General features: G+C 42.1%; 30 protein-coding genes and 1 pseudogene. 6 read left to right on the forward strand and 25 right to left on the reverse strand.

The window, feature by feature from the left end:
- Nucleotides 1–7: 7 nt before the first annotated feature.
- Both AC0L6H_RS12025 and AC0L6H_RS12030 read right to left on the reverse strand, forming a co-directional pair.
- Nucleotides 8–220 carry a hypothetical protein gene (locus AC0L6H_RS12025; protein ID WP_473389213.1) on the reverse strand — a complete coding sequence of 71 codons (213 nt, stop codon included), beginning with the start codon at nucleotides 218–220 and terminating at the stop codon, nucleotides 8–10.
- Complete coding sequence (locus tag AC0L6H_RS12030) at nucleotides 217–1,077, reverse strand: SAM-dependent methyltransferase (protein WP_473389214.1); 861 nt, start codon at nucleotides 1,075–1,077, stop codon at nucleotides 217–219. The genes AC0L6H_RS12025 and AC0L6H_RS12030 overlap by 4 nt, the downstream gene beginning before the upstream one ends.
- Nucleotides 1,078–1,328: 251 nt before the next feature.
- Between AC0L6H_RS12030 and AC0L6H_RS12035 the strand changes: the two genes are divergently transcribed.
- Both AC0L6H_RS12035 and AC0L6H_RS12040 read left to right on the forward strand, forming a co-directional pair.
- On the forward strand, nucleotides 1,329–1,517 hold the full coding sequence (locus AC0L6H_RS12035; protein ID WP_473389215.1) for a hypothetical protein: 189 nt from the start codon (nucleotides 1,329–1,331) through the stop codon (nucleotides 1,515–1,517).
- Between the two features lie 10 nt (nucleotides 1,518–1,527).
- Nucleotides 1,528–2,034: a hypothetical protein gene (locus AC0L6H_RS12040; protein ID WP_473389217.1), complete on the forward strand. Its 507-nt coding sequence runs from the start codon at nucleotides 1,528–1,530 to the stop codon at nucleotides 2,032–2,034.
- Nucleotides 2,035–2,217: 183 nt separating this feature from the next.
- On the opposite strand, the gene AC0L6H_RS12045 is transcribed toward AC0L6H_RS12040, so the two are convergent.
- Both AC0L6H_RS12045 and AC0L6H_RS12050 read right to left on the reverse strand, forming a co-directional pair.
- Nucleotides 2,218–2,733, reverse strand: a complete 516-nt coding sequence (locus AC0L6H_RS12045) for a CBS domain-containing protein (RefSeq protein ID WP_473389218.1) — start codon at nucleotides 2,731–2,733, stop codon at nucleotides 2,218–2,220.
- Nucleotides 2,734–2,927: 194 nt separating this feature from the next.
- Nucleotides 2,928–3,536, reverse strand: coding sequence for a hypothetical protein (locus AC0L6H_RS12050; protein WP_473389219.1), 609 nt, complete (start codon nucleotides 3,534–3,536; stop codon nucleotides 2,928–2,930).
- A 213-nt stretch (nucleotides 3,537–3,749) separates the two neighbouring features.
- On the opposite strand from AC0L6H_RS12050, the gene recR reads away from it, so the two are divergent.
- From recR to adk, 3 genes are all read left to right on the forward strand, one after another.
- Entirely contained in the window at nucleotides 3,750–4,349 is a 600-nt protein-coding gene (recR, locus tag AC0L6H_RS12055) for a recombination mediator RecR (protein ID WP_473389221.1), read from the forward strand.
- Nucleotides 4,350–4,457: 108 nt separating this feature from the next.
- Complete coding sequence (gene htpG / locus AC0L6H_RS12060; RefSeq protein WP_473389223.1) at nucleotides 4,458–6,380, forward strand: molecular chaperone HtpG; 1,923 nt, start codon at nucleotides 4,458–4,460, stop codon at nucleotides 6,378–6,380.
- Between the two features lie 234 nt (nucleotides 6,381–6,614).
- Entirely contained in the window at nucleotides 6,615–7,259 is a 645-nt protein-coding gene (gene adk, locus AC0L6H_RS12065; protein WP_473389225.1) for an adenylate kinase, read from the forward strand.
- 107 nt (nucleotides 7,260–7,366) lie between these two features.
- Here adk and AC0L6H_RS12070 read toward each other — a convergent pair whose 3' ends face one another.
- A complete protein-coding gene (locus tag AC0L6H_RS12070) occupies nucleotides 7,367–7,618 on the reverse strand; it encodes a DUF6482 family protein (protein ID WP_473389227.1) in 252 nt (83 codons plus the stop codon).
- A gap of 56 nt (nucleotides 7,619–7,674) precedes the next feature.
- On the reverse strand, nucleotides 7,675–8,172 hold the full coding sequence (locus AC0L6H_RS12075) for a DUF2244 domain-containing protein (protein ID WP_473389229.1): 498 nt from the start codon (nucleotides 8,170–8,172) through the stop codon (nucleotides 7,675–7,677).
- A gap of 179 nt (nucleotides 8,173–8,351) precedes the next feature.
- On the opposite strand from AC0L6H_RS12075, the gene AC0L6H_RS12080 reads away from it, so the two are divergent.
- Nucleotides 8,352–9,215 (forward strand): sulfite exporter TauE/SafE family protein, encoded by an 864-nt coding sequence (locus tag AC0L6H_RS12080; RefSeq protein WP_473389231.1) that lies wholly within the window; start codon nucleotides 8,352–8,354, stop codon nucleotides 9,213–9,215.
- 47 nt (nucleotides 9,216–9,262) lie between these two features.
- Here the strand turns inward: AC0L6H_RS12080 and AC0L6H_RS12085 are convergent, their stop codons facing one another.
- From AC0L6H_RS12085 to hisG, 19 genes and pseudogenes are all read right to left on the reverse strand, one after another.
- Nucleotides 9,263–10,939, reverse strand: a complete 1,677-nt coding sequence (locus tag AC0L6H_RS12085) for a Na(+)/H(+) antiporter subunit D (RefSeq protein ID WP_473389233.1) — start codon at nucleotides 10,937–10,939, stop codon at nucleotides 9,263–9,265.
- A complete protein-coding gene (locus AC0L6H_RS12090; protein WP_473389235.1) occupies nucleotides 10,936–11,325 on the reverse strand; it encodes a hypothetical protein in 390 nt (129 codons plus the stop codon). The genes AC0L6H_RS12085 and AC0L6H_RS12090 overlap by 4 nt, the downstream gene beginning before the upstream one ends.
- A gap of 13 nt (nucleotides 11,326–11,338) precedes the next feature.
- The gene (locus AC0L6H_RS12095) at nucleotides 11,339–12,808 is read right to left on the reverse strand and encodes a proton-conducting transporter transmembrane domain-containing protein (protein ID WP_473389236.1); all 1,470 of its coding nucleotides are present in this window, start codon (nucleotides 12,806–12,808) and stop codon (nucleotides 11,339–11,341) included.
- 6 nt (nucleotides 12,809–12,814) lie between these two features.
- The gene (locus AC0L6H_RS12100) at nucleotides 12,815–14,323 is read right to left on the reverse strand and encodes a monovalent cation/H+ antiporter subunit D family protein (protein WP_473389238.1); all 1,509 of its coding nucleotides are present in this window, start codon (nucleotides 14,321–14,323) and stop codon (nucleotides 12,815–12,817) included.
- On the reverse strand, nucleotides 14,320–14,679 hold the full coding sequence (locus AC0L6H_RS12105) for a cation:proton antiporter subunit C (protein WP_473389239.1): 360 nt from the start codon (nucleotides 14,677–14,679) through the stop codon (nucleotides 14,320–14,322). The genes AC0L6H_RS12100 and AC0L6H_RS12105 overlap by 4 nt, the downstream gene beginning before the upstream one ends.
- Nucleotides 14,676–15,098 (reverse strand): Na(+)/H(+) antiporter subunit B, encoded by a 423-nt coding sequence (locus AC0L6H_RS12110; protein WP_473389240.1) that lies wholly within the window; start codon nucleotides 15,096–15,098, stop codon nucleotides 14,676–14,678. Before AC0L6H_RS12110 ends, AC0L6H_RS12105 begins: the two co-directional genes overlap by 4 nt.
- A complete protein-coding gene (locus AC0L6H_RS12115) occupies nucleotides 15,088–15,657 on the reverse strand; it encodes a DUF4040 domain-containing protein (protein ID WP_473389242.1) in 570 nt (189 codons plus the stop codon). Before AC0L6H_RS12115 ends, AC0L6H_RS12110 begins: the two co-directional genes overlap by 11 nt.
- A complete protein-coding gene (mnhG, locus tag AC0L6H_RS12120) occupies nucleotides 15,654–15,989 on the reverse strand; it encodes a monovalent cation/H(+) antiporter subunit G (RefSeq protein ID WP_473389243.1) in 336 nt (111 codons plus the stop codon). The genes AC0L6H_RS12115 and mnhG overlap by 4 nt, the downstream gene beginning before the upstream one ends.
- A complete protein-coding gene (locus tag AC0L6H_RS12125; RefSeq protein ID WP_473389245.1) occupies nucleotides 15,989–16,291 on the reverse strand; it encodes an MrpF/PhaF family protein in 303 nt (100 codons plus the stop codon). Before AC0L6H_RS12125 ends, mnhG begins: the two co-directional genes overlap by 1 nt.
- A complete protein-coding gene (locus AC0L6H_RS12130; protein ID WP_473389246.1) occupies nucleotides 16,288–16,782 on the reverse strand; it encodes a Na+/H+ antiporter subunit E in 495 nt (164 codons plus the stop codon). Before AC0L6H_RS12130 ends, AC0L6H_RS12125 begins: the two co-directional genes overlap by 4 nt.
- Before the next feature lie 309 nt (nucleotides 16,783–17,091).
- Nucleotides 17,092–17,571 (reverse strand): Hsp20 family protein, encoded by a 480-nt coding sequence (locus AC0L6H_RS12135; RefSeq protein WP_473389247.1) that lies wholly within the window; start codon nucleotides 17,569–17,571, stop codon nucleotides 17,092–17,094.
- 208 nt (nucleotides 17,572–17,779) lie between these two features.
- Nucleotides 17,780–18,400 carry a bifunctional phosphoribosyl-AMP cyclohydrolase/phosphoribosyl-ATP diphosphatase HisIE gene (gene hisIE, locus AC0L6H_RS12140; protein ID WP_473389249.1) on the reverse strand — a complete coding sequence of 207 codons (621 nt, stop codon included), beginning with the start codon at nucleotides 18,398–18,400 and terminating at the stop codon, nucleotides 17,780–17,782.
- A 38-nt stretch (nucleotides 18,401–18,438) separates the two neighbouring features.
- The gene (gene hisF / locus AC0L6H_RS12145) at nucleotides 18,439–19,212 is read right to left on the reverse strand and encodes an imidazole glycerol phosphate synthase subunit HisF (protein ID WP_473389250.1); all 774 of its coding nucleotides are present in this window, start codon (nucleotides 19,210–19,212) and stop codon (nucleotides 18,439–18,441) included.
- A complete protein-coding gene (hisA, locus tag AC0L6H_RS12150) occupies nucleotides 19,194–19,931 on the reverse strand; it encodes a 1-(5-phosphoribosyl)-5-[(5-phosphoribosylamino)methylideneamino]imidazole-4-carboxamide isomerase (RefSeq protein ID WP_473389251.1) in 738 nt (245 codons plus the stop codon). The genes hisF and hisA overlap by 19 nt, the downstream gene beginning before the upstream one ends.
- A gap of 5 nt (nucleotides 19,932–19,936) precedes the next feature.
- Nucleotides 19,937–20,536: an imidazole glycerol phosphate synthase subunit HisH gene (gene hisH, locus AC0L6H_RS12155; protein WP_473389253.1), complete on the reverse strand. Its 600-nt coding sequence runs from the start codon at nucleotides 20,534–20,536 to the stop codon at nucleotides 19,937–19,939.
- A 14-nt stretch (nucleotides 20,537–20,550) separates the two neighbouring features.
- Nucleotides 20,551–21,621, reverse strand: a complete 1,071-nt coding sequence (gene hisB, locus AC0L6H_RS12160; protein WP_473389254.1) for a bifunctional histidinol-phosphatase/imidazoleglycerol-phosphate dehydratase HisB — start codon at nucleotides 21,619–21,621, stop codon at nucleotides 20,551–20,553.
- Nucleotides 21,572–22,738 (reverse strand): histidinol-phosphate transaminase, encoded by a 1,167-nt coding sequence (gene hisC, locus AC0L6H_RS12165; protein WP_473389255.1) that lies wholly within the window; start codon nucleotides 22,736–22,738, stop codon nucleotides 21,572–21,574. The genes hisB and hisC overlap by 50 nt, the downstream gene beginning before the upstream one ends.
- Nucleotides 22,731–24,058 (reverse strand): annotated as a pseudogene (hisD, locus tag AC0L6H_RS12170) (histidinol dehydrogenase). The gene hisC and the pseudogene hisD overlap by 8 nt, the downstream one beginning before the upstream one ends.
- 4 nt (nucleotides 24,059–24,062) lie before the next feature.
- Nucleotides 24,063–24,962, reverse strand: a complete 900-nt coding sequence (hisG, locus tag AC0L6H_RS12175; RefSeq protein WP_473389257.1) for an ATP phosphoribosyltransferase — start codon at nucleotides 24,960–24,962, stop codon at nucleotides 24,063–24,065.
- Nucleotides 24,963–25,080: the final 118 nt, after the last annotated feature.

The raw sequence follows: 25,080 nt of genomic DNA on the forward strand, positions 1-25,080 counted from the left end.
GCCATCCTTATTTGGATTTACTGATAACGTTGACCGCTTTCATTTGAGACATGTCTAATCTTTTCTTTAATGCTAACATATCACCGCCTAGAATTAATTCAATATCGGCTGGCTCAACGCCAAAGTCTTCTAAGGTTTGTCGAGGATTATCAATATACTTTTTAAGTAATGCGGGGTCTTGGTCTAGTGCGTTTGTTAATTCAACGAGTTTATCGCTCATTGTACTTCCTTTTTGTATAAGTTTAATCCATCGCTATTATCGGAGTCTTTAGCCAATTGTGCCAGTACTTTTTGATCCTGTTTTGGTAAACCAATACTGGGGATCACCAATGTCGACAAAGCCGTTAATTCTGCGTTGGCTAGCTCATGCAAGGCACAATATTCTATACGCGTGGCAAATAAGGCTGAGGTTTTTGCCTCATAAATAATCACTTGATGCTCTGGCGAGTAATCATGCTGTAGTTTATTCACCAGTAACTGCAGCGCATGCCTACAATCAAATTCTATTTTAGCCGTAACGTCGCCTACACAACCTATTTGCCAAATAATTTGAGTCATGTGTGGGTCAATTCGATAATGCCTTAGCAAGAATTGCGTAGCTTCGTAACTTTGGCAACCCCATGCCGCCGGGTCAATACCCAAATCGGCTACTAAACAATCTTCAGCTGAAATACCCGGTTCCATTTTTACCGAGTAACCTTTGTTTTTTAAATGCTCAATCGCTTGGTGAGATGGATCGACAAATACGCCCGGGTGCCCGTAAAAAGCGGCGCATACATTAAAGCCATCCACTACCTTTTTGACAACACGCTGCATCATTTCTTGATAGGTTATAGCACGGTCTTTTCCTTCCTCGTATAGGTCGGTCAGTTCTTCTGTATTCGGGTTTAAACTTTTAATAAAGTCTATACCAGGCTTGTTTGGAATCACCACATAGACAATATCTGCTTGTTTAATATGATTGCGCGTCACCAGGGTCATTTGACCTGAAACACTTATTCCGGTGCCCACAACAACAAGTGAACCCTTCTTCTTATCCATCATGTGTTGTTTATCATCTATAACATCGTGATTCATTAATTGAGTCTACTTGCTTTTTTGTATGTGTGTATAGAATTTAATTTAATTTGGTTTAGTTTGATTTGGGAGTGTAGGATAAACTAACACAATAGGCTAACCTTGATGCCAGCGGTATTTGCGAAGACCCATGGGTGTAATGAAAAGCCTGAGTTATTGGCTAACTGCTCACATGGAGAGTTCGAGCGTCGGCACTGCCGGGCAGCTATTTTGTTGTTACTGGGCTTGCGCACCTGTCCATGAACAGCGGAATGATATTTAAACTACACAGAGATGAAAACGGGCAATGGATAAGTATCCCATGGATAAATCTGCCTGGAGCACCAAAAACCTCATGGTATGTTGAGACTGGTGAGTTACTAATAAATACATATGGTGGAGGGAGTCTCCTTCTTTCTGTCGATGGTTCATTCAGAATGGCTGAATGCAGTAATGGTTGAGTAAGCGTTAATGACTAAGTTTACATATTATAGCTATTTGTCATTGTCTGTTGTGTCAATGTTTTTTGCTTTTGGAATCGGGTATGTTTACTTAACGCAGGAAAATAGTGGGTATCCTCTGAGAGACGCTTTAGTTGAGACGCAAGGATACGTAAGTTGGGTTGAAAAATACAAGTACGGTATCCGCTTTGGTTTGACTACCGCTGAGCATAAATTTGTTTACCCCTCTAAAGCGAATGGTCAAGGCGTTGTTTTAGACGCGCTGTTAAACTCTAAAGGAAAGCAGCTTCGATTTTCATATCTAGCCAGTGAACCTAAAGGCCCGTTATATAACGATGTGAAGTATTATTCTGTGTTCGAGTTGTTTGTGGACAATATTCCAATCAGAACGTACGAGCAAACAGAAAACGCTTGGAAAGGCGACAACAAGTTAATGCCGTTCATATTTGTTTTGTTTTTTGGTGGCAGCATCTACATTTACAGGAAGACTAAACGAGAATTCAAACCTTACTACTAAGATGAATTCGTGCGATTACTAATATCTATTGCAACATAGAACCAGAAAAACTAGCGACATTACCAAGGGCAATAGCCTGTTTAGTTCTTAAGCAACGGAAAATACGCTGAAGTTTGACCAAAACTTACCCGCACAACCAAACTTCGCATTACCTAAAATCTTATCGAAATAGAAATTAGCGGCCTATATGACGATTTTTTTCAATATGTCTGTTGCTGATACTACACCAACTAACAAGCCTTTTTGAGTCACGAATAAGCGATGTATACCTTCATTAATGATAATGTCAGATGCTTTTATCAGTGAGGCGTCAATATCAATTGATCTGACTGTCGGCGTCATAATTGAATTAACAGTACAATAATCGTTTGCTCTATCTTGAATGCGTTTAATTTCAGCAGGATCGATATCGCCTCCAAACGGGCCACAAAACTGACTAATCAGCTTTTTAACTTCAGCTTCAGACGGTTCATTACTTTCAAATCGAATTATGTCTGTTTGCGTAACCACACCAACCAATTCGTCGTCGGCAGCAATAACAGGGGCCCCTGACAGTTGGTGTTTAAGGAAAAATTGTGACAATCGACGAACAGACCAGCCCTCATAAACCGTTAGCACATCCTTGGTCATAACGTCTGACAACGACACTTGATTTAGGAACTCTTTAATTTCATGTTTAGCGTTGCTTTGTGCTTGCATGTATTTCTCCAATCTTGTTTTATGCGGTATCAAAGATAGTATTTAGAGTAAACCGCACGGGCATTTTAACTATTATCGTTCATGCCCCATAAATCAAGTAAAAAGAGCGAAAGTACCCATTAATAGTTACAAAAAAATAAATTTTCTTAGACAGAGTTTAGGCAAGTAAAAGGGCGATGAGATGAGCCAACACCCTATGTTCTAAATCTTCCTATCAAACCAGCTAAAGCTAAAATCACGAGTAAAAAGCTTCCTTGAAACGGTACTGCATTCGCAGAAAATTCAAATTCGCTATGCATAAATCCTGTGAAATTTGCTTGGGCTAACATTTCAGTAATAGTGCCTGCACTAGGAGTCGAAAATAAATCGAGAGTAACCGACACCGGCCCAATAATATCAAACACGTTCATCGTGTCGCTGCTTAAGCCGCTAACTGAAAAATTGATGGTAGGGTTGCCCATGTTAAAAGGCGATACAAATGTATAGGCACCGCCAGCGATATTGCCAGACAAATAGTTAGTACTCCCAGAGGTCATTGAAAATAACCCTCCAGTCACTGTTCCTAATGTGTCAGATATTATTTGTAAACTTATTGAGGCCCCGGTAGGGTTGAACAGTAATCCAGAATAACTATCTACTGTTCCATTGCTGACAGCATCTATTTGCGAGCCAGTTTGAGTGACATTTGTTGTCACGTTGTTTGAGTCGATACTTGCAATAATGATTGCAGCATTCGCTTTAGGTGAGATTAATAGCATAGTGCTTAAAACAAAAAATATGGCAGTAAAATTTCGTGATGTCATGACAGCCTCTAGTTCGTTAACGCATCGTAAATTTAAAGTAACACATTAAAGTTTGTAGTGGAAAGGGTAAACCTGTCTTTATAACCTGAGATATTCCCGCAATAAAATTGTTGGTTCCTGTTTCTATTATTAATCGTGTTTTATTGCAATTGTTTAGTGCATGCGCCAGTATAGCGATTTTCAACTTAAGCCAGTTTTGGATATAAATACGACATGTCATTCAGTCCTTTAATCGACGAGCTAATCACCGCGTTTAAATGCCTACCAGGCGTTGGCGCTAAAAGCGCCCAGCGCATGACCTTTACCTTACTAGAACGTAATAGAGGCGGTGCATTAAAGCTTAGTGAGGCATTGCACAATGCGATGGAACATATCAACAACTGTGAGCAGTGCAGAACCTTCACTGAAGCCCAGTTGTGTAATATCTGCAACAACCCAAGTAGAGCCGAATCCCAGCAAGTATGCATTGTTGAATCTCCACAAGATGTATTAGCTATTGAACAAACAGGGCAGTTTAAAGGTACTTATTTTGTGCTAATGGGGCATTTATCTCCCATAGACGGCATTGGCCCCAATGAAATTGGCCTTGATATTTTGCAGCAACATCTCAGCCAAGATAAAATAGAAGAAGTAATTTTAGCGACCAATCCTACGGTTGAAGGCGAAGCTACCGCCCATTACATTTCACAAATGTGCAAGAAGCACTCAATCCGCACAACTCGAATTGCGCATGGTGTGCCTGTCGGCGGTGAATTAGAATATATCGACGGCAATACCTTAACCCATGCTTTCAGTGGACGCCGAGAGTTTTAACCTTTCTTGAAAATTTATTCGTTTTCACTGTTGAATTTACACAAATAGCCCTCAAATCTACTCCACAACAAACTCACTCAATTTTAGATTTTAAGGAGTCCCTTGGTTATGGCTGAGACAGTCCAACACGAAACACATGGTTTTCAAACAGAAGTAAAGCAATTACTTCATTTGATGATCCACTCTTTGTACTCAAACAAAGAAATATTTTTGCGTGAACTTGTATCAAACGCTGCCGATGCGGCAGACAAGTTACGCTTTAAAGCATTATCAAACGCTGAATTGTTTGAAGGCGATGGGGACCTTCATGTCAAATTGAGTGTTGATGCTGATGCCGGTACCTTGACCGTATCAGACAACGGTATTGGTATGAGCAAAGAAGATGTGATCAAAAACCTAGGTACTATTGCCAAATCAGGTACCGCTGATTTCTTCGGAAAACTTTCAGGTGATGAAGCTAAAGACTCGCAGTTAATTGGTCAATTTGGTGTTGGTTTTTATTCTGCATTCATCGTTGCCGATAAAGTTACTGTAAATACCCGTGCCGCTGGTGCAAATAAAAATGAAGGTGTTCAGTGGGTTTCAGAAGGTGAAGGTGAGTTCGCCGTAGCTGATATTGAAAAAGAAGGTCGCGGTACTGAAATTATTCTTCATATTAAAGAAGAAGAAAAAGAGTTTTTAGATGACTGGCGTTTACGTTCAATCATTAAAAAATATTCAGACCATATAAGTATCCCAGTTGAGCTTTACAAAGAAGAAGTACCTGAAAGTGAAGGCCCTGATGGTGAAAAAATCCCAGCGCAACCAGGCAAATGGGAAGCTGTCAACAAAGCAACAGCTCTATGGACCCGCGAAAAGTCTGATGTTTCAGACGAAGAATATAATGAATTCTACAAGCATGTCTCAAATGACTATGCAGATCCATTAACGTGGTCGCACAACAAAGTAGAAGGTAAAACTGAATACACCAGCTTGCTATATATTCCGTCAAAAGCACCTTTTGATTTATGGAATCGTGAGCAAACTAATGGACTTAAATTGTACGTTCAACGCGTCTTTATTATGGACGATGCAGAACAATTCTTGCCAACGTATTTGCGCTTTGTAAAGGGCTTGCTTGATTCAAACGATCTACCGCTAAACGTGTCGCGTGAAATACTGCAAGACAACAAAATTACCCAAGCAATTCGCCAAGGTTGTACTAAGCGTATCTTAAGTATGCTTGAAAAAATGGCGAAAAATGACGCTGAGAAATATCAAGCATTTTACAATGAGTTTGGTAACGTGCTCAAAGAAGGCCCCGCAGAAGATTTTGCAAACAAAGAAAAAATCGCGGGTCTACTGCGTTTTGCTTCAACCCACAATGATGGTAACGAACAGACTGTATCGCTTGCGCAATACATTGAGCGTATGCAAGAAGGACAAGAAACTATTTACTACGTTACGGCCGATTCTTACGCAGCAGCACGCACTAGTCCTCATCTAGAAGTGTTCCGTAAAAAAGGTGTAGAAGTGCTATTGCTTGGTGAACGTATTGACGAATGGCTAATGTCACACCTCAATGAATTTGATGGTAAGACCCTTAAATCAGCAGCAAGCTCAAGCACCGATTTAAGCGACTTAGATGATGATGAAACTAAGAAGGCGAAAGAAGAAGCAGAGAAGGCGGTTGAAGGTGTTTTAAGCCGAATGAAAACAGCCTTAGGTGACAAAGTCGAAGATGTGAAATTCACTCATAGATTGACTGACTCACCGGCTTGTATCGTTGCCACCGATGACGGCATGACGACGCAAATGGCGAAGCTTATGCAAGCGGCCGGTCAGCCGGTGCCAGAGCCAAAATATAGCTTTGAACTTAACCCAGAACATCATCTAATTAAGATGGTCTCGGATGTACAAGACGAAGAGCAATTTGCGCAATGGACACAAGTGTTGTTTGACCAAGCGGCATTATCAGAGCAGGGTAGCTTGAAAGAGCCAGCTAGCTTTGTTAAAAATCTCAATGCGTTGCTGTCTAGTCTAGTGAAATAACTAGCCGCATAAAATGAAATTAAGCCAATGCAAGTTGATACTTTCATTGGCTTTTTTTATGCAGTTAGTTAATTAGTAGTAGGTGTTACAGAATAAATAGATACTTGCGGCTAAAGTCTGACCAATTTTGGTGAATAGCGCTTGTCTATGTAACGGCATACATGTAGAGTTTCGCACTGTAAAAATTTATTCTAAATCACTTATACGAATCACCCAAAAAGGTGGAGGAAAGTAATGCGCATAATTCTTCTTGGTGCCCCTGGTGCCGGCAAAGGAACGCAAGCTCAGTTTTTAATGAACAAGTTTGGGATCCCACAAATCTCTACAGGCGATATGCTTCGCAGTGCAATAAAAGCGGGGACTGATATGGGTCTTGCCGCTAAAAAAGTTATGGATGCAGGGCAGTTAGTTTCTGACGACATTATTATAGGTTTAGTAAAAGAGCGTATTGCGCAAGCTGATTGTGAAAACGGTTTTTTACTAGATGGTTTCCCGCGGACTATACCGCAGGCTGACGCTATGAAAGAAGCACAAGTAAAGATTGATAGCGTAATTGAATTTGATGTTCCTGACGACGTTATTGTAGAGCGTATGGGCGGAAGACGTGTACATCCCGCTTCGGGACGTGTATATCATGTTACTTACAACCCACCTAAAGTTGAAGGTAAAGACAACGAAACCGGTGATGATCTTGTTATTCGTGAAGACGACAAAGAAGCAACGGTAAGAGACCGCTTGGGTGTTTACCATCAGCAGACTAAACCCTTGGTCGAATATTATTCTAAAGCCGCAAGTGAAGGCTTGTGTGAATACTACAAATTAGATGGTACGCAATCTGTTGAAGCGGTAAGTGCGCAGTTATCGAGCTTGCTGAAGTAAGGCCATAACTTACAAAAAAGCCCCTGATGATTTGATATTATCAGGGGCTTTCTATTAAGGCATATCAGCTAAGGTGTATCAGCGTCAATCTTGCGCTGAGGTTAATCTTATCTTTCCCAGTCAAGCTCAAGCAACAGCTTTTCTTCGCCTTCGGGGCTGCCGCACATTTCGTCATAGGGTGTGTTTTGTTTTAGCCACACCTTCTCAAATTCTTGCCCTGCAACTTGCTCTTTTATATCGCGTATTGATTGAAAGTTTGCGCTATTGCGATAGTCATCTCGTAGTGGAGTGTCTATTGCTTTGTCACCAGTACCGGCTAGAAAAGTACCACCTTCAATAGATTCAATAAATAAATTCATAGGATGCCTCGGTATTGTTAATCCTATTATTTAAACTGTATTGCAGGATGCAAAGATCAAGATTGCCACCATTTATTTCTACAAACCATAAAGCCGGCATTTTCAAATACCTCTTTTAAGCGCTTTCTATCTTCTAAATTCAAAAAGTTACCTATCTCATATCGTTGACCGTTAGCACAAAGTGAAAAGCGTGGCAGCTCCCAATTGTTTTCTGATTCACTGTAAAATATATCAAGTTGAGAACGTTGTATTAACGCTAAGGTTTGTTTTTTACGATAACCTTGCTCTATATTCACAAGCTTAGCGTCAATACTGATAACTTGCTGTGTATGGGTATAAAGTGAAACTCTGTACATAAGGTAGGCAAAAAGACCCACTTCTAAACCTGCAAACGGAAGTACAAACCATGCGCCAATAAAAGTCCAACTTATTGCAATTATCATCACCACCAACACCATGATGACAATGACCCACTTGGTTTGTTTCCAGGTAGCAGAGCAGTTGGGTGAAAGCGTTATAATTGTATGCCCGTTATTTTCAGACGTTACTACCATATTTAGATACCTTGGGTATAATCTTCGCGTTGGTACAGAGCAATTAATCTTTTTACGCATATCGTTAGTAAACAGACCATGGTTTATGCGTCCCGTGGATCTAATTTAAAAGAGCAGCTGATACATTGTTAACGAAAACACAAAATTTATTCAAGCTATATCCATTTAAAAGTGGCGTCTTGGCGATATGGTTAGCTCTACTTCTTATCACCCAAAGTTATCTATTGATTAATGAGTATGGCGCTTTTTTATTGTTAGGCGTTATTGGGGCAATTTTTGCGAATGCCACAGGTGCGGGCGGTGGCGTAGTCTTTGTTCCTTTTTTCAATCAACTGTCGTTGTCTAGCGAAACCATTGTTGCGACGAGTTTTGCCATCCAATGCTTTGGAATGACAGCGGGCGCTGTTACATGGTTTAACCACTACAAAGGTTTGCAGTTACCTAACAATAAAGATCATCAGCAACAAGCCCAATGGCAAATGATGGGCAGGGGTCTTGGTATCTGCGTGCCTTTTTCAATTGCGGGTATCTGCTTAGCTCAGTACGTATTGGCGCAATACACCGCACAAGTGCAATCAGGACTGCACTTTTACTTTGGTTTGTTTTCTATTGTTTTAGCTTTGGCTATTTATGCGTCGATACCGTTTATGATTAATCAGCGAAATCGAAGAGTGTTCAGCTTTGTTGATGCACTGATGCTTATCGTAATCGCGTTTTTTGGTGGCATAATCACCGCTTGGTTGTCGGTTGGGGTTGGAGAGCTTGTAGCGGTTTACTTGATATTACGGGGCTTTAACATTAGCTTTGCAATTGCACTGGCGGTCATCCTATCAGCGTTTAGTGTTCAGGCCGCTATTGTTTATCATCTAAGTATCTCGCAGGCAATATATTGGCAAATTGTCATATTCGCTGGTGCTGGTGCCATTTTGGGAGGCATCATTGCTAAGCACGTAGTGTTATATTTTTCCGCGGTAAAACTCAAATTGTTCTTTGGTACTTGGGTGTTGATTATGGGGCTTGCCGGCTTGCCTATTTGGACTTAAAAAAGGCAAGTGCATAATGTCATCCGTAGTCCTTGCGAAGGCAAGGACTACATTAACTCTGTAATAAGTGCTATTAGTGCTAGTAGCACAAAGCCAATCACCATTCTTAATGTTAACGTTGCTGCACTTGCATCATTGTTTCTTTTCATAATTGGTAACATCGCTAAGGCAGACGCACCAGTTCTCTTCATTGTACTTGCCGCTAAACTCAAGCTTGAAAATACGCTTTGGCCTGCTGCTGGCATTACTTTTCGATATAAAAATTCAACATCTAGGTTGACTGATTTAAGCTCGGGCGGATAAAGGCCTTGCTTATTTAGCCACACAAAGGCAAGAGCAGAAAAGGCTAAGAGTTGTAGTTGCGTTAAAGTATGCGTGATGTCGTAAGGCTTATAGTCATTTTCCCACGGCAATAACTGGTAAAGGAATTCAGGATAGCTGCCTATTACGATACACAAGCTCGCTGCTATACCCATTGCAATTAGCATATTGGTAGGGGCTTCTTTAGGTCGTAATTTTGAGTCGTGGGCAAAAAAGGCGAAAAACGGGATTTTAATGCCCGCGTGGTGGAATACCCCAGCCGATGCGAATAACAGCATTAGCCATAAGTATTCATGACCCGCTTCAATCATTGCAGCCATTACCATACTTTTGCTCACAAAGCCGCTGAATAAGGGAAAGGCTGAAATAGACGCTGCGCCAACGATACAAAAAAGCGTGGTTTTAGGCATGGTTTTATGCAAACCGCCTAAGTTCGAACCGTTTACGTGACCCACGCGCGTGAGTACAGCACCCATGGTCATAAACAGCAATCCTTTAAAAATAACGTCATTAAAGGCATGAGCAACCGCACCATTCATCGCCAGTGCAGTACCAATGCCAATGCCACAAACCATAAACCCAAGTTGGTTGATGAGGCTATAGGCAAGGACTTTTCGAAGATCATTTTCAATTACTGCGTAGAAAATAGGGAAGCAGGTCATCGCAGCCCCTATATAAACGAGCAAAGCCTCGCCTTGAAAGGTCCGCGCTAGCATGTAAATAGCGACCTTTGTGGTAAAGGCTGACAAAAACACGGTGCCCACGGGGGTGGCCTCAGGATACGCATCTGTCAGCCAAGTATGTAAGAATGGAAAGGCTGCTTTTACGCCAAAAGCGAATAAGAACAAGTAAGAAGTGTAATCACTCAAGCCAATTTGGGTAATGCTAATACTCCCCGTTGCTTGATAATGCATGATCGCGGCGATTAATAGCGCAACTCCAGACAGTATTTGTATCATCAAATAGCGTATACCGGCCTGTGTAGCAGAGTTAGTGCGCCGAGCGAATATTAAGAATGCAGATGTTAAGGCTAAAAGTTCCCAAAAGACAAATACAGTCAAAAAATCACCCGCAAAAATAGCGCCTACCGCGCTACCGGCATAGGCTAAACCGGCCACAAATTGAACGCGGTCTTTCAAATGCATAGCATAAATTAGACAAATAAAGCAGGCTAAATGAAACAAGTAGGCAAACAATAGCGACAGCTCGTCTACTTTGACGATTTCTAGCGTAAACACATGCAACTGCATCGTAATTGGACTGGGATCAAGGCTAGTATATAAATAAAGTCCATTAATCAAGGGCACTAAAATTAAAGCGTAACGCCACTTCATTGGAATGACTAAGGCAACAGCAGCCGCTATAAAGAAAGGTAAGAAGGCAGGGATAGCATAACTCATCATTGCTTATCTCCAGTATCTTGTGAGCGGGTGACATCTGCTTCACCCACGGTTTTTTCATCTTCTCTTTTGTCATAATAATATTCATCACGCATCACAACATGGCGCATTAATTTAGCTATGACCACAAGCACAACGCAGGCGATAAAACCATATATGGCATAAAAGGCAGGAATTTCTTCGAATGACAAATAAATATGTCGGTGCACCACAAAATCAAGTGCGACCAAAACGGCGCACAGCACATAGAAAGAATAGATAATAATCTTAATGTTACGAGGTTTATCAAAAAAGGAGGCGTCGTTATTAGCATCATCAGCAGTAACGAGCGAATTGTCATTTGTCGCATCGCTAGATTGATTCAATGGTGTTGACTCATTTGTTTGCACTTATTGGCCTCCGTTATTCAGTTAATGTGAGTGAAAGTTGATAAAATACAGAGGGGTCAAAAAATAAATATAAGGTCATTGCTGTTGGAATTGCCATGCCTATTAAACACGCTTTAGGGGCTTCCTGAATTTGTTGATATGCTTTGTTTTGCAAAAAGAATGCACGCATTGGAATGCTCAGTAAATAATAGATGTTTAGAAGGGAGCTTAGCGCAAGCGCCGCTAATACCGACCAATAGATAAAGATGTTTTGTTCAAAGCCAAGCGTGCCTGACAATAAGTACCATTTGCTCCACATCCCACCAAAGAAAGGAATACCCAAAATACTCAAGGTGCCAATTGTAAATACGGCAAAGGTAAACGGCATTGCGCGGCCCATGCCATTCAAATCACTGACTGCTTTTTTGTGCATTGTCACCAATATTGCACCGGCTGCAAAAAAGAGCGCGATTTTTCCAAAGGCATGCATGGCAATGTGCATACTTGCACCTGTTACTGCATCTTTAGTCGCTAGCATGACACCTAGCACAATATAACTTAATTGGCTGACCGTTGAGTACGCAAGCCGTTCTTTTAAATTATCTTTTGTTAGGGCGATTAATGAGGCTGCAACAATGGTAATAATTGGAAACCAAATAAGAACTTGATTAGCGCCAGATTGCGTAATGAAATCAGTACCAAAGATAAACACAATGACTTTGACTATCGTAAATACGCCGGCTTTTACCACTGCAACTGCGTGCAATAGGGCACTTACTGGGGTTGGTGCAACCATCGCCGAAGGTAACCATTTATGCAAAGGCATTACACCCGCTTTACTGATACCCAATATAAACATCAGCAATAAAGGTAGCACCCATACTGGATCCAAACTTCCTTCTAAAATCCCACCTTGCACAAACTCTAAACTTCCGGCGATAAAATAAACACTGGTCATTGCGGGTAAGAAAAACAGGATTGACGACCCCATTAGAATAAGTATGTACTTACGGCCACCACGTTTGGCATCAGCTGTACCTGAATGAGTGACTAAAGGATAAGTAGAGAGCGTTAAAAATTCATAAAAGATAAAAAGAGTGAATAAGTTTTCAGCATAAGCAACCGCCATCACGCCCGTTATCGCAACAGCAAAAAGTGTAAAGAAGCGCGTTTGATGGCTCTCCTTGTGAGCTCGCATATAGCCGATTGCGTAAATAGACGTAGCAATCCATAAGCCACTCGCAATGAGCGCAAACATAATACCAAAGCTGTTTACTGCAAATGAGATAGACAAGCCTTCAATAGGCTCGGCAAGAATAAAGCCGGCTTGGCCAGCATCGTCTAAGTGAAGGTATAAGTATACATTAATAGCAAACAGCAAAGCGGCTGTCAGTAAGGTAGTGGCTTCGCGCGCATCGGGTACCTTATCTAGCTTTGAAATGACAACAGCACCAACAATGGGTACTAGCAAACTAGCGATCAGCCAATAGCTTAACTCAATCATAAATTCTTACATCCCTGCACTGGTTGAGGTTAATAGTGCTTTTGCGACAGCTTGCGCAGCTTCAAAAGGCAGGTCGGTATATAAGCCAAAATAAATGCAGGCGCCAGCGCCAATCCATAAGGCAATCGCCATGCTCACTGGAGCGCTGGCAACGCGAATATCGCCGCTCACAACGCTACGAATCACTACTTTGCGTTTGGAGTTAAAATACATGGCCTCTACAATTTTCCAAACATAAGCAACAGCCAATACCGAGCCAATCACAATCGCCGCTACGACAATGTATTTACCTTCCGAAATCGCCGCGGTAAGAAGATACCACTTGGTAACAAACCCTACTGTACCCGGCACACCAATTAAACTCAGCCCCGCTAAAACTATCGCCCCAAATGTCCAAGGCATACTGCCACCAAAACCACGTAATTCAGACAACGTTGTCGTATTAGCGCGATATAGCACCATACCCGCTCCCATAAATAAGGTTGACTTGATGATCGCATGATTGAATAAATGCATTACTGATGCAGTAAGGCCTGTTTCATTTAAGAGTGAAATACCAATCAATATATAGCCAATTTGTGCCACGCTCGAAAAGGCTAATAAACGTTTAAGTTCAATTTGTTGCCAAGCACGGTAAGAGCCATATATAACCCCAACACAGCCCAATACCAACATTATTTGCGGTAGCAATAATGCTTGCCAATATGCGATTGGATAAAGTTCAAACAATACGCGCAAAAGTGCGTATATACTTACTTTTGTTGCAGTTGCCGACAAGAAAATACTGACCACCGAGGGGGCGTAGCTGTATGCATTGGGTAACCAACTGTGCAGCGGGAATATGGCCGCTTTTAGGCCCAAACCTAGAACGATAAATATAAAGCCAGTCATGACTAATTGCATATCGCCAAAGGTATCAAAGCGCAGCGCTATATCGGTAATATTCAAACTTCCCGATGCCGCAAATAAAAAGCCAACGCCTATTAAAAAGAAGGTCGCGCCAATTGTGCCCAATACCAAATAAGAAAATGCCGCGGTTAGCGCTTTACGTGATTTACCCATGCTAATAAGTGCATAGCTTGAAAGCGAACTAATTTCTAAAAATACGAATAAATTGAAAATATCGCCGGTCAGTGCGATACCAAGTAAACCAAGTAAACAAAGTTGAAAGGCTGCGTAAAACAAGCCATAACTCTGTTTGTCAATTTCTTTGGGGACACTTTGATAAGCATACAAACTTGTAACTGTTGCCACGGCACTTACAATTAAGGCGATAAATGCATTAAGTGAATCGATTTTATATTCAATTCCCCACGGCGGTCGCCAACCTCCGAGTTCGTAAATGACGTGTTTGCCATCAATAACATCGAATAGAATAATCAATGACAACGCTAAGCAGGTCGCTGAAACGAGAAAAGTGATTAACCAGCTAAGCCGATGATTTTTAAAAAGAGCGGTAATGGGTGCGAATATGAGTGGAACAACCACTAAGAGAATTGTTAACTGCTCAGTCATTCTTGATTATCCATTTCGTTTATTTCATCTTCTTCAACACTGTTATAGGCTTCTTTTATACGAATAACCAATGCAAAACCTAGTGCTGTTGTGGCTACGCCAACGACAATGGCAGTTAGCATTAACACCTGTGGTAAAGGATTTGAATAGACTGTGTAATTGCTATCAACAATAGGTACTGTGCCGCCTGTCACTTTGCCTAAACTTACGTAAAACAAAATAACAGCGGTTTGAAACATAGCAAGGCCCGCAAGTTTTTTAATTAAATTAGAACGACTAATTAGGGTGTAGAGGCCCACCATCATCACGGCAATAATTAACCAATAATTTATATGACCAATCGCGTAATCTATCATTCGGGTGCTACTCGTCTAGAAAACGTGAAAAACAGCAAAATCATTACCGACGCAACTGTAATACCAACACCAAGCTCAATCACGATTATGCCAATATGTTGGCCTGTAAGAGGGTTGTCTGCTAGCACGCTGTAATTAAGGAAGTTACCGCCAAGAAACATCGACACGATACCAACACCGGCGTATAGCAAAACGCCAAAGCTTGCGCATATCTTTAGGGCTGTTTCGGGTATCACTTTTAGGGCTGCATCTAGACCATAGGTTAATGCATATAACAAAATAGATGTTGAAAAAATAACGCCAGCTTGAAATCCCCCTCCAGGACTATAGTCACCATGAAATTGCACATATAATGCGAACAATATGATCGTTGGCGATAGCCATTTTGTGACAACACGTAAAATCAGATCATTGATCATTCTGGTTCCCTCCGCGAGATTTGACATACAATTTGCGTCTATTGCCAAGCAGCATCAACACCCCAATTCCGGCGGTCAATACGACTGTGACTTCTCCTAGAGTGTCGAATCCTCTATAGCTTGCCAAAACAGCGGTGACTAAGTTTGGTACCCCGGTTTCAGCTTGGCCTTGCTCAATATAGCGAAGAGCTACTTGTTGGTTTGGCGCACTAGCGACATCGCCCAATTGTGCAATGTCATGGGTGCCGAAAATCAATAATCCGCCCATAACAACACAAATGATCAATGGACCCAAACGCTTCTTACCCGTACTTACTGCTTCATGACCATCTTTTATTGAAGCAAGAGTAACCAACATCAATACGGTTGAAATACCCGTGCCGACAGCAGCTTCAGTAAATGCCACATCGGGAGCATCGAGCACAACGAAAAGCCCCGCGACTAATAAACTGTACAAACTGAACATCATGGCCATGGCAAACAAGTGCTTGGTTTTTAATACAGCGAGGGCCATAACCAATAAAAACACTAATAAAACGAGATTGATTGTAAGACTCATTCTTTCTCCCTCTCTACGGCATTCACATGAACCTTCTGTTGATGGCGCAAGCCCCAGCGCCATGCATTATTTGCCAGTGCATAAGATGATGCTGGACTGGTAAAGGCTAGAAACAAAAATATCAGTGCGAGTTTCGCAATCGCGACATAGTCTGTTGATTGCAAACATAAACCCAACAAAATCAGAAAGGTGCAAAGGGTATCAGTGACACCCACGGCATGTAATCGCGCGTAAGTATCAGGTAGCTTAAGAATACCTATGCCGCCGATTAAGCCTAACAAGCACCCAAGACCAATTAGTGTAAAACTGCCAATGTCCAACAGCATATCCATTACTCTTTTTCCTCAAATTTTAATATGCCTTTGTTGTTCGCGAAGAATTTGCCGCGTTCAACTAAACGAAGCGCCGCTATAACACCTACGAAATTGAGTAATGAATATAAGAGAGAAATGTCGAGGAGGTCGTGTCGGCCACTATAAAATGCGTATAAAGCGACCAATAGAACTGCTTTGGTACCAAACATATTTACCGCGAGGATGCGGTCGAATATGCTAGGACCGAGCAGGGCGCGACAAACTGCTAGCGCCATTGTGATCATGATTGCTAGTCCGCACGCTAAAAAGTACATATTCATTTTATTTTTGCTTCCACTTGGGTGATTGAATAGCGTTTTGGCATAATATCGTACATATCGTTATTGGCTAAATCTTCCGCATTTTTTGCACTAATGGTATGTACCAAAAGGGTGTCGTCAGACAACGCTATACTAGAAGAACCCGGCGTTAGCGTAATAGCGTTTGCATATAAAACCTTGGCAACATCGTCTTTATACGGCATTGGGATGGTGACAAATGTCGACTCTACCGGGCGAAACCCAAGAATACGTAAGCTAACATCTATATTCGATTGTACGACTTTAATGAATAGTTTGAAGAGAAAGGAGATGAAGGACAGAGTAACAAAAAAGGTATAGCGTTCTTGGTCGATTTTGTGCATTCGCCCCGTAATCCACATCGTGAATACAACCGAAAATACACCAAACGCAAGCATAAGTGGCGCAAACATGCCAGATAAGAGTAGCCAAGTAAGCACTAAAGTAATAGCGAGTCGGACCTGATGATTCACCTAAAGCTCCTTTTTATTGTTTTTGTTATGGTGTAAGTATTATTAGTCGCACTATTAAATATTGGAAAAGAACAATCCTCAATATGTATTTAATCTAGCAACTTGTAAACATATTTACAATCAAACTCCTTTTTAAATCGTTAACAGGTAATCGCTAAACGCATTGACGCCCTTTAGTTGATGCAGGTTTTAAAGCGTCCTTTAACAATCAATGTTTGTCTGATTGTTGCGCCAATAGGCATAAAAAAAGGCGCAAATTCAATTTGCGCCTTTTCGTGTTTAGGGAAACACATTCATAGTTTGATTGACTTATTTATTCTCAATCAATTTGCCACCAATGTCGATTCTGCGGGGCTTTTGCGCCTCAGGTACAACACGCTCTAGGTCGATGTGCAACAAGCCATGATGCATATCAGCAGCAAGTACCTTCACGTTCTCGCCTAGTTGGAATTTGCGCTCGAAATTGCGTTCTGAAATCCCCTTATGGAGGTACTTTCTGCCATTTTCTTTGTCCGCATCTTCGTTGTCGTTGCTGTTACCTTGTTCAGCCTCTTTCGTGCCAGTTACCTTTAAGGTGTTTTCTTGCACTTCAATAACCACGTCTTCTTGAGAAAACCCAGCAATGGCCATAGTAATTCGGTATTTGTCTTCACCTAACAATTCAATATTGTATGGTGGGTAACTTTGTTGTTTTTCTTGGCCTTGTCTGTTTGCAGCATCAAGCATAGATGCTAAGTGATCAGAGCCAATAAATGAACGGTAAAGTGGTGATAAATCGATGGTTCTCATAGTCATATCCTTCCTATTAAGCAATATGTAAATTTGTTAAAACTCATCCCGACTATTCGGCGATGAGCGTTTGATAAACATGGCGTGTATTTGCTTTGTTTATCAGTGGCCCCTTTCGGCTGCCACAATACATATATAGGATTGACCAAATATTTTTCAATACATTTTTCAAAATTATTTTTAAAAAATTTATAAGTTTTTGAAAATACTATTTATTATGTCTTGATTTTAAAACAGCAATTGCATCTGACAAGGATAAATCGCTTGCTTGTAATAATACAATTAAATGGTAGAGCAAGTCAGCAGACTCGTTTTTAAGCTCCTCTAAATCTTGTACCGTCGCCGCCAGTGCGGTTTCTACGCCTTCTTCACCAACTTTTTGCGCAATGCGCTTTATACCACTAGCATATAAAGAAGCGGTATAACTTGATTCAGCGGGTGCATTTTTGCGAGAGGCAATTACCCCTTCCAACTCAGACAGAAAACAACTATCGGGCGTTGCAGCGTCATCCCAACAAGAGGTTGTCCCTTTGTGACACGTAGGTCCATTGGCATTTGCCAACACTAATAAACTATCTTTATCGCAGTCCGCGCTTATATCTACAAGGGAAAGCGTATTGTTTGAAGTTTCGCCCTTTGTCCATAAGCGTTGTTTACTGCGGCTAAAAAACGTGACCAAGCCTTTCTCAAAGCTCGTATTTACGGCGTCTTGATTCATATAGCCTAGCATAAGCACTTGGCCACTGCTGGCATCTTGTATTACGCACGGCAGCAAGCCATCCATTTTATCCCATGCGAGGTCTTGTAAATTAGTTGCTGTGACTTTCATGTACTGTCCTGTATTTTTTAAGCAGATTTAATGGATGACTACTGTCGTATTTCAATATCTTGACTCGCCAGATAAGCTTTAAGCTCGTCCATCGCAATGATATTTTTATGGAACACCGATGCAGCGAGTGCGCCGTCAACATTAGCTTGTTTAAACACATCTGCAAAATGCGCCATTGTGCCAGCGCCGCCCGATGCAATTAGCGGTACTTTGCATTTCTCGCGAACCTTAGCGAGTTGCTCGATATCGTATCCATTGCGCACGCCATCTTGGTTCATGCAGTTAAGTACAATTTCACCGGCACCGCGGCTTTGCACTTCCTCAATCCAATCGAGGGTTTGCCACTTCGTTTTTTGCGTACGGGTCTCATCACCAGTAAATTGATACACCTCGTAGGCTTTACTTTGTTCATTGTAGAAACTATCAATACCCACCACAACGCATTGTTGTCCGTAGGTATTGTATAAAGCAGTAATCAACTCAGGATGAGCCAGAGCAGGGCTGTTTACCGATATTTTATCAGCGCCCATGGCCAAAATACGCCCGGCGTCTTCAACCGTTTTAATGCCACCTGCGACGCAAAAAGGAATGTCTATTACTTGGGCGATTTTACTTACCCAGCTTTTATCAACAACCCGCTGGTCGCTCGAGGCGGTAATATCATAAAAGACGAGTTCATCAGCGCCAATTTCAGCATAGCGCTGGGCAAGGGGAACAATGTCACCTATGATTTCATGATTACGAAATTTTACCCCTTTGACCACCACACCGTCACGTACGTCTAAACAAGGAATTATGCGTCTTGCCAGCATGCGATTGCCTCCTTCAAACTAAACTTACCTTCTAGCAAGGAGCGCCCCAAAATCACGCCTTGAACGCGGGTTGGTTTTAGCGCGTTTATGTCGTCTAAACTGCCAATACCGCCAGATGCTTGCCATTGGATAGTTGGAAAGTCAGCAACTACTTCTTGATACAAGGCATTGTTAGCACCGCTTAAGGTACCATCTTTACTTATATCCGTGCACAAAACATGTTTTAAACCAACTTTTGCATAATGGGCAATCAAGGTTTCTATGCTCACGCCTGAATCTTTTTGCCAACCGTGTGTGGCAACAAACTTATTGCCGTTTTCATCAATATTGATATCTAAGGCTAGGACTATTTTTTCAGGACCAAACTCTTCAAACCATGAGGCAACAAGTGCTTGTTCGCTCACCGCCAGAGAGCCTATTACAACGCGATCAACGCCTGCATCAAGCAAGTCCACTACGTCTTGTTTAGTGCGCACACCGCCGCCTGCTTGAAAAGACATAAGGCCGGTTGCGACCATTGACTTAATTAATGGAATTTGACGTTTAGCAGGGTCTTTGGCACCGGTAAGGTCAACAATATGCAGTATTTTTGCGCCTTGCTCAGCGTAATTTTTTACGACCTCAACTGGGTCTAGTTCGTATTGCGTTTTTTTTGCGTAATCACCTTGGTACAAGCGAACGACTTTACCTTCAATCAAATCAATGGCGGGTATTAGCATGGGGCTTAAATCCTTGAAAAATTCTTTAATAATTGTGCGCCAGCATCTGATGAACGCTCTGGATGAAACTGTACACCAAAGAAATTATCTTTGTTGATAGCAGCTGAAAAGTCATCATGGTAATGACAAGTTGCTAGCGTATGTTCGTATTTTGCAACGGCGTAGCCATGTACGAAGTAAAAATGTGCGCCATCGTCTATGCCTGAAAATAGCGGGTTAGCTTTTACGCTATAAACTCTATTCCATCCCATGTGAGGCAAAGTCAATTGACCCACTTGCATTTTCGCCACACGACCCGGGATGAGCCCTAAACAAGGCGTGTCTTGCGCATTGCCTAAGTGATTTTCTTGGGAAGACGCGACCATCAATTGCATTCCTAAGCAAACGCCTAGTACCGGTTGCTCAAGGGATTGAATGCAGTTTTCGAGCTGTTTTCGTTTAATACTAGCCATTGCAGCAGGCGCACTGCCCACGCCGGGAAGTATCACGCGCTGCGCTCGACTAATTTCTTTCACGTCATCAGACACAATTGCTTCAATGCCTAAGCGCTGAACCGCAAACTTAACTGAGGAAATATTGGCACACCCGGTATCAATAATCACCAAAGAGGGGCTGACATTTACAGTGCTCCTTTAGAACTTGGCAATACGTCACCTTCTTTGTTAACTGCTTGGCGCAGCGCTCTACCAAACACTTTAAACAAGCTTTCTACTTGATGATGTGCGTTGCCTTCGGTGGTCGATAAGTGCAGCGACAGACCCATAGATTGTGCAATGGAGTAAAAGAAATGCGGAACCATTTCAGTTGCCATTTCACCTACCATTTCTCGGCTAAATTCTGCGTCAAACTTAAGGTGAGGACGGTTTGAAATATCAATTAAACACTCAGCTCGGCATTCATCCATGGGCAATGCAAAGCCAAAGCGGGCGATGCCACGTTTATTACCCAGCGCGGTCTTTAAGGCTTCGCCTAAGGCCAGTGCCGTATCTTCTACGCTATGATGATCGTCAATGTGTAAGTCACCAATCACTTTAACATTCAAGTAGATGCCAGCATGCGTCGCTATTTGATCCAGCATATGGTCAAAAAAGCCCATGCCCGTTGCGATATCTGATTTCTCTTGGCTATCTAAGTTAACGGCTACCTTAATTTTAGTTTCGGAGGTATTGCGCTCAACCTCAGCGGTACGAGCCTTCACCGTGAGCGCTTTTACAATGCTATTCCAGTTATTCGTTTTAGGGTGATATTTTATCCCTCGAATACCCATATTGTTGGCTAATTCAATATCGGTAAAGCGATCGCCAATAACATAGGAGGAGGTAAAATCAACTTTGCCCTGTTGCAAATAGTCTTTTACCAAACCCAGTCTTGGTTTGCGGCAACTGCAATTGTCATTATCAAAATGTGGGCAAATGAGGACGTCCTCAAATTCAATACCTTGGCTAGCAAACACCTGCATCATGGCATTGTGTGGTGCGTCAAAGCTATCTTGCGGGAAACTGTCGGTACCTAAACCATCTTGATTCGACACCATCACTAATTTAAAGCCTACTTTTTGAAGGGCAATTAGGCTAGGAATGACATTTGCTTCAAAGACGAGCTTTTCCAAGCTATCTAGCTGTTTGTCAACCGGTGGTTCTTCAACTAACGTTCCGTCTCGGTCTATGAATAATATGGCCTGTCGACTCATGATACTGCCTCTTAATTAGTGATGTTGCTGTCTTTGTATTGCTTAAAAAAGTTTCGATTAATGCTATTAACTGGGCGTTTTGCGCTGGCGTGCCTACGCTAATGCGCAAACAGTCATTTAGCATTACTTGCTTAGATTGATCGCGAATAAGTACATTGTGCTCAACTAAGTATTGCATTAGGGCTTTATTGTAACTGCTTTTGAATAAAACAAAATTACCACATTGGCTACCCACTAGGCTTATTTCTTCAATTTTGTTTAGTCTTTCACTTAATTGGCTTAACTGGCTACTCAAGCTTTCGACATTCGCCCGCATGCGTTCAATACCACTGTCGCTTAATGCTTGTGTTGCTATTTGCGCAACAGGATCTGGCACAGGATAGGGGGCGATGACTTTTAACAATATTTCTTTAACTTGTGGCGAACTCAGTACAAAACCACAGCGAATGCCGGCAAGCGCGAAGCCTTTAGACAAGGTACGCAAAATGACTAAATGTGGATATTTTGCTAACAAAGCGCTTTGGGTTTTAGCCGCACTAAATTCTATATAGGCTTCATCTAGCACCACAATTGCTTTATTTGCGTAGTTATCTAGTATGCTCAACAAATCTTCCTGAGCAATAGTGGTGCCGGTAGGATTGTTAGGAGAACACAAGAAGACCAATTTTACTTTACCCACAAAGCTATTAATTTTGTCTACATTGAGGCTAAAATCTTCATTCAGTAAAACTCTCTCTACGCCAACATTAAAGGTGTTTGCGCTTATTGCGTACATTCCGTAGGTAGGCGGGCAAATAAGCACACTTTCTTTTGCGCTCTGGCAAAACGCACGGATTAATAATTCAATGCCTTCGTCAGCGCCGCGCGTCACAACGATTTGATTGGGCGTCAAGCCAGCATAACGGGCGTAGCCTTCTAAAACGGACTGTGGTTGGCAATCTGGGTAGCGATTAAGTAATTCGCTATTGATATCATACTTCCCAGCTTCGGGTGATTCGTTAGCGTTAAGCCATACCCGTGTTTGTCCTTCACTGGCGGCGAATAAACGTCGCGCAGATTCATAAGGCGTAAGTTCTCGCACGTGCTCGGTGGTTAAGTCATCTAGCCAATCAGCCATTGTTGCTTTCCTTTCCAAGGGCCATGTTTAAGCGCAGTGCTACAGCGTTTGCGTGCGCATCGAGTCCTTCTGCATTGGCTAAATCAATAATCGCTTTACCGATAGAAGACAGCCCGTTTTGGGTTAATGTTTGCACGGTGTACCTGCGCATAAAATCAAGTAGCCCCAATGAGGAGTAGTTTCGGGCATAACCGTAAGTAGGTAAAACGTGATTAGTACCGCTGGCATAATCACCTGCAGACTCAGGTGAGAATTCACCCACAAAAATTGACCCAGCGTGTTTGACTTTGCTGGCCACATCACTCGCATTTTGGGTTTGAATAATCAAATGCTCAGCAGCGTAGCGATTGGCTACTTCAATCGACTGCGCTAATGAATTACTCACAATAAAGCGACTATTGGCAATTGATTTTTCAGCAATGCTGGCGCGGCTAAGCTTTGGCAATTGCATCAGCACTTGCTGCTGCACTTGTTTAATAAAATCGGCATCATCACAAATCACAAAGGCTTGAGAATCTGGGCCGTGTTCAGCTTGTGACAACAAGTCTGAGGCAACAAAGGCTGGGTTTGCGTGTTTGTCGGCAATAACCAATACTTCCGATGGACCCGCTGGCATATCAATGGCTGCTCCTGCAACATCTTGGCTAACCTGCTGCTTAGCTTCGGTAACAAAGCTGTTGCCCGGGCCAAATATCTTATCAGCTTTTGGAATAGATTTTGTCCCATAGGCCATTGCGCCTATCGCTTGAGCACCACCGCATAAATAAATATGTTCAATCCCGCATTTGTGCGCTGCATATAAAATCTCTGGTGCAACTTTCCCTTGGGGAGAGGGCGGCGTACATAAAATAGGAAGCTCACAACCTGCAACTTGTGCGCTCACCCCTAGCATTAACACAGTAGACGGTAGCGGCGCGCTTCCCCCAGGAATGTAGAGTCCTACAACCTCAAGAGCTACGTGCTTTTGCTCACATAAAACACCCGGTGATGTTTCTATTTGTATGTCTTTTGGCCGCTGCGCTTCATGAAATGCCTTTATATTTGAATAGGCCAAATCTATAGCGTCTATCACATCGCTACTTAAGTTTTGTTTGGCCTCTTCTATCAGCTCAGGGGTAAACGCAAAGCGCTTAACTCAGCTCGATCAAATTCTTTTGTATAATCGAGTACCGCTTGGTCACCATCAGTTTGGACACGCAATAATATTTTACTTACCGTGTCTTTTAGCAAAGCTGAATCGGCCAATGCGGGGCGCGCCAGCACGCCCGTTTGCATCGTCTCGCTTAATTCATTCCAAGTAATTGCTTGTGGTATGGTCATCGCATTAACCCATCATTTTCTCTATTGGCAATACCAAGATGGAACTACAGCCTAGGGCCTTTAGTTTTTCCATCGTTTCCCAAAATAAGGTTTCAGAACTCACTACATGAATGGCGACTCGCTCGTCTAAACCTGCAAGCGGCAATACCGTTGGATTTTCTGCTCCTGGAAGTAGTGACTTTACTTGCTCTAAATAATTTTTAGGGGCATGTAACATAATGTACTTACTTTCTTTGGCTTGCATCACACCATCAATACGAGGCAACAAACGTGTAATCAGCGCTTGTTTCGATGGGCTTAGCGCTTCAGACTTTTGGATTAATACCGCTTTTGAAACAAAAACTTCGTCTTCTTCGCGCAAACCGTTTGCTTCAAGCGTAGCGCCTGTAGAAACTAAATCGCAAATGGCATCAGCCACGCCAGCCCGCGGAGCTACTTCAACAGAACCGGTTAACATGACGGCTTTAGCACTTATGTTCTTTTCAGCAAAAAAGCGCTCTAACAAATAGGGGTAGGTAGTTGCTACTTTCTTACCGTTTAAGGAATCTACTGATTCATACACAAATTCGTTTGGCACCGCAATTGATAATCTGCATCCACCATAGTCTAAACGTCTAAGGGTTTTAAATTCATGGGCTTTATTAGAGGCTTTGCGTTCAAGCATTTTTTCTTCTAGCTCGTTTTCGCCAATAAAACCTAAATCAACAACGCCATCCATCACTAGGCCTGGAATATCGTCGTCACGCACGCGTAGCAAATCAATAGGCTGATTAGTACTGTGGGCAATAAGCAATCTATCTCGAATCTGTAGTTTAATTCCAATCGCTTTTAAAAGCGCAATGCTATCGTCACTTAAACGTCCCGATTTTTGGACCGCTATACGTAGTCTAGTGCTTTCGCTCATGTTGTTTCCTTTTCCTGTTAAGTTCGATGGTTGTTGCTGTAGTCAAAAATACGGTGAATCTCAAATTAGGCACAAATAACAAGCATATTAAAATGAAAAACCCCCGGAAGTTTCCTTC

It is taken from the genome of Glaciecola sp. G7-5, assembly GCF_055808975.1.

Coding starts and splice junctions, on each gene's coding strand:
- AC0L6H_RS12025 (WP_473389213.1), bottom strand. CDS start 220: ATGAGCGATAAACTCGTTGAATTAACAAACGCACTAGACCAAGACCCC.
- AC0L6H_RS12030 (WP_473389214.1), bottom strand. CDS start 1,077: ATGAATCACGATGTTATAGATGATAAACAACACATGATGGATAAGAAG.
- AC0L6H_RS12035 (WP_473389215.1), top strand. CDS start 1,329: ATGATATTTAAACTACACAGAGATGAAAACGGGCAATGGATAAGTATC.
- AC0L6H_RS12040 (WP_473389217.1), top strand. CDS start 1,528: ATGACTAAGTTTACATATTATAGCTATTTGTCATTGTCTGTTGTGTCA.
- AC0L6H_RS12045 (WP_473389218.1), bottom strand. CDS start 2,733: ATGCAAGCACAAAGCAACGCTAAACATGAAATTAAAGAGTTCCTAAAT.
- AC0L6H_RS12050 (WP_473389219.1), bottom strand. CDS start 3,536: ATGACATCACGAAATTTTACTGCCATATTTTTTGTTTTAAGCACTATG.
- recR (WP_473389221.1), top strand. CDS start 3,750: ATGTCATTCAGTCCTTTAATCGACGAGCTAATCACCGCGTTTAAATGC.
- htpG (WP_473389223.1), top strand. CDS start 4,458: ATGGCTGAGACAGTCCAACACGAAACACATGGTTTTCAAACAGAAGTA.
- adk (WP_473389225.1), top strand. CDS start 6,615: ATGCGCATAATTCTTCTTGGTGCCCCTGGTGCCGGCAAAGGAACGCAA.
- AC0L6H_RS12070 (WP_473389227.1), bottom strand. CDS start 7,618: ATGAATTTATTTATTGAATCTATTGAAGGTGGTACTTTTCTAGCCGGT.
- AC0L6H_RS12075 (WP_473389229.1), bottom strand. CDS start 8,172: ATGGTAGTAACGTCTGAAAATAACGGGCATACAATTATAACGCTTTCA.
- AC0L6H_RS12085 (WP_473389233.1), bottom strand. CDS start 10,939: ATGATGAGTTATGCTATCCCTGCCTTCTTACCTTTCTTTATAGCGGCT.
- AC0L6H_RS12095 (WP_473389236.1), bottom strand. CDS start 12,808: ATGATTGAGTTAAGCTATTGGCTGATCGCTAGTTTGCTAGTACCCATT.
- AC0L6H_RS12100 (WP_473389238.1), bottom strand. CDS start 14,323: ATGACTGAGCAGTTAACAATTCTCTTAGTGGTTGTTCCACTCATATTC.
- AC0L6H_RS12105 (WP_473389239.1), bottom strand. CDS start 14,679: ATGATAGATTACGCGATTGGTCATATAAATTATTGGTTAATTATTGCC.
- AC0L6H_RS12110 (WP_473389240.1), bottom strand. CDS start 15,098: ATGATCAATGATCTGATTTTACGTGTTGTCACAAAATGGCTATCGCCA.
- AC0L6H_RS12115 (WP_473389242.1), bottom strand. CDS start 15,657: ATGAGTCTTACAATCAATCTCGTTTTATTAGTGTTTTTATTGGTTATG.
- mnhG (WP_473389243.1), bottom strand. CDS start 15,989: ATGGATATGCTGTTGGACATTGGCAGTTTTACACTAATTGGTCTTGGG.
- AC0L6H_RS12125 (WP_473389245.1), bottom strand. CDS start 16,291: ATGAATATGTACTTTTTAGCGTGCGGACTAGCAATCATGATCACAATG.
- AC0L6H_RS12135 (WP_473389247.1), bottom strand. CDS start 17,571: ATGAGAACCATCGATTTATCACCACTTTACCGTTCATTTATTGGCTCT.
- hisIE (WP_473389249.1), bottom strand. CDS start 18,400: ATGAAAGTCACAGCAACTAATTTACAAGACCTCGCATGGGATAAAATG.
- hisF (WP_473389250.1), bottom strand. CDS start 19,212: ATGCTGGCAAGACGCATAATTCCTTGTTTAGACGTACGTGACGGTGTG.
- hisA (WP_473389251.1), bottom strand. CDS start 19,931: ATGCTAATACCCGCCATTGATTTGATTGAAGGTAAAGTCGTTCGCTTG.
- hisB (WP_473389254.1), bottom strand. CDS start 21,621: ATGAGTCGACAGGCCATATTATTCATAGACCGAGACGGAACGTTAGTT.
- hisC (WP_473389255.1), bottom strand. CDS start 22,738: ATGGCTGATTGGCTAGATGACTTAACCACCGAGCACGTGCGAGAACTT.
- hisG (WP_473389257.1), bottom strand. CDS start 24,962: ATGAGCGAAAGCACTAGACTACGTATAGCGGTCCAAAAATCGGGACGT.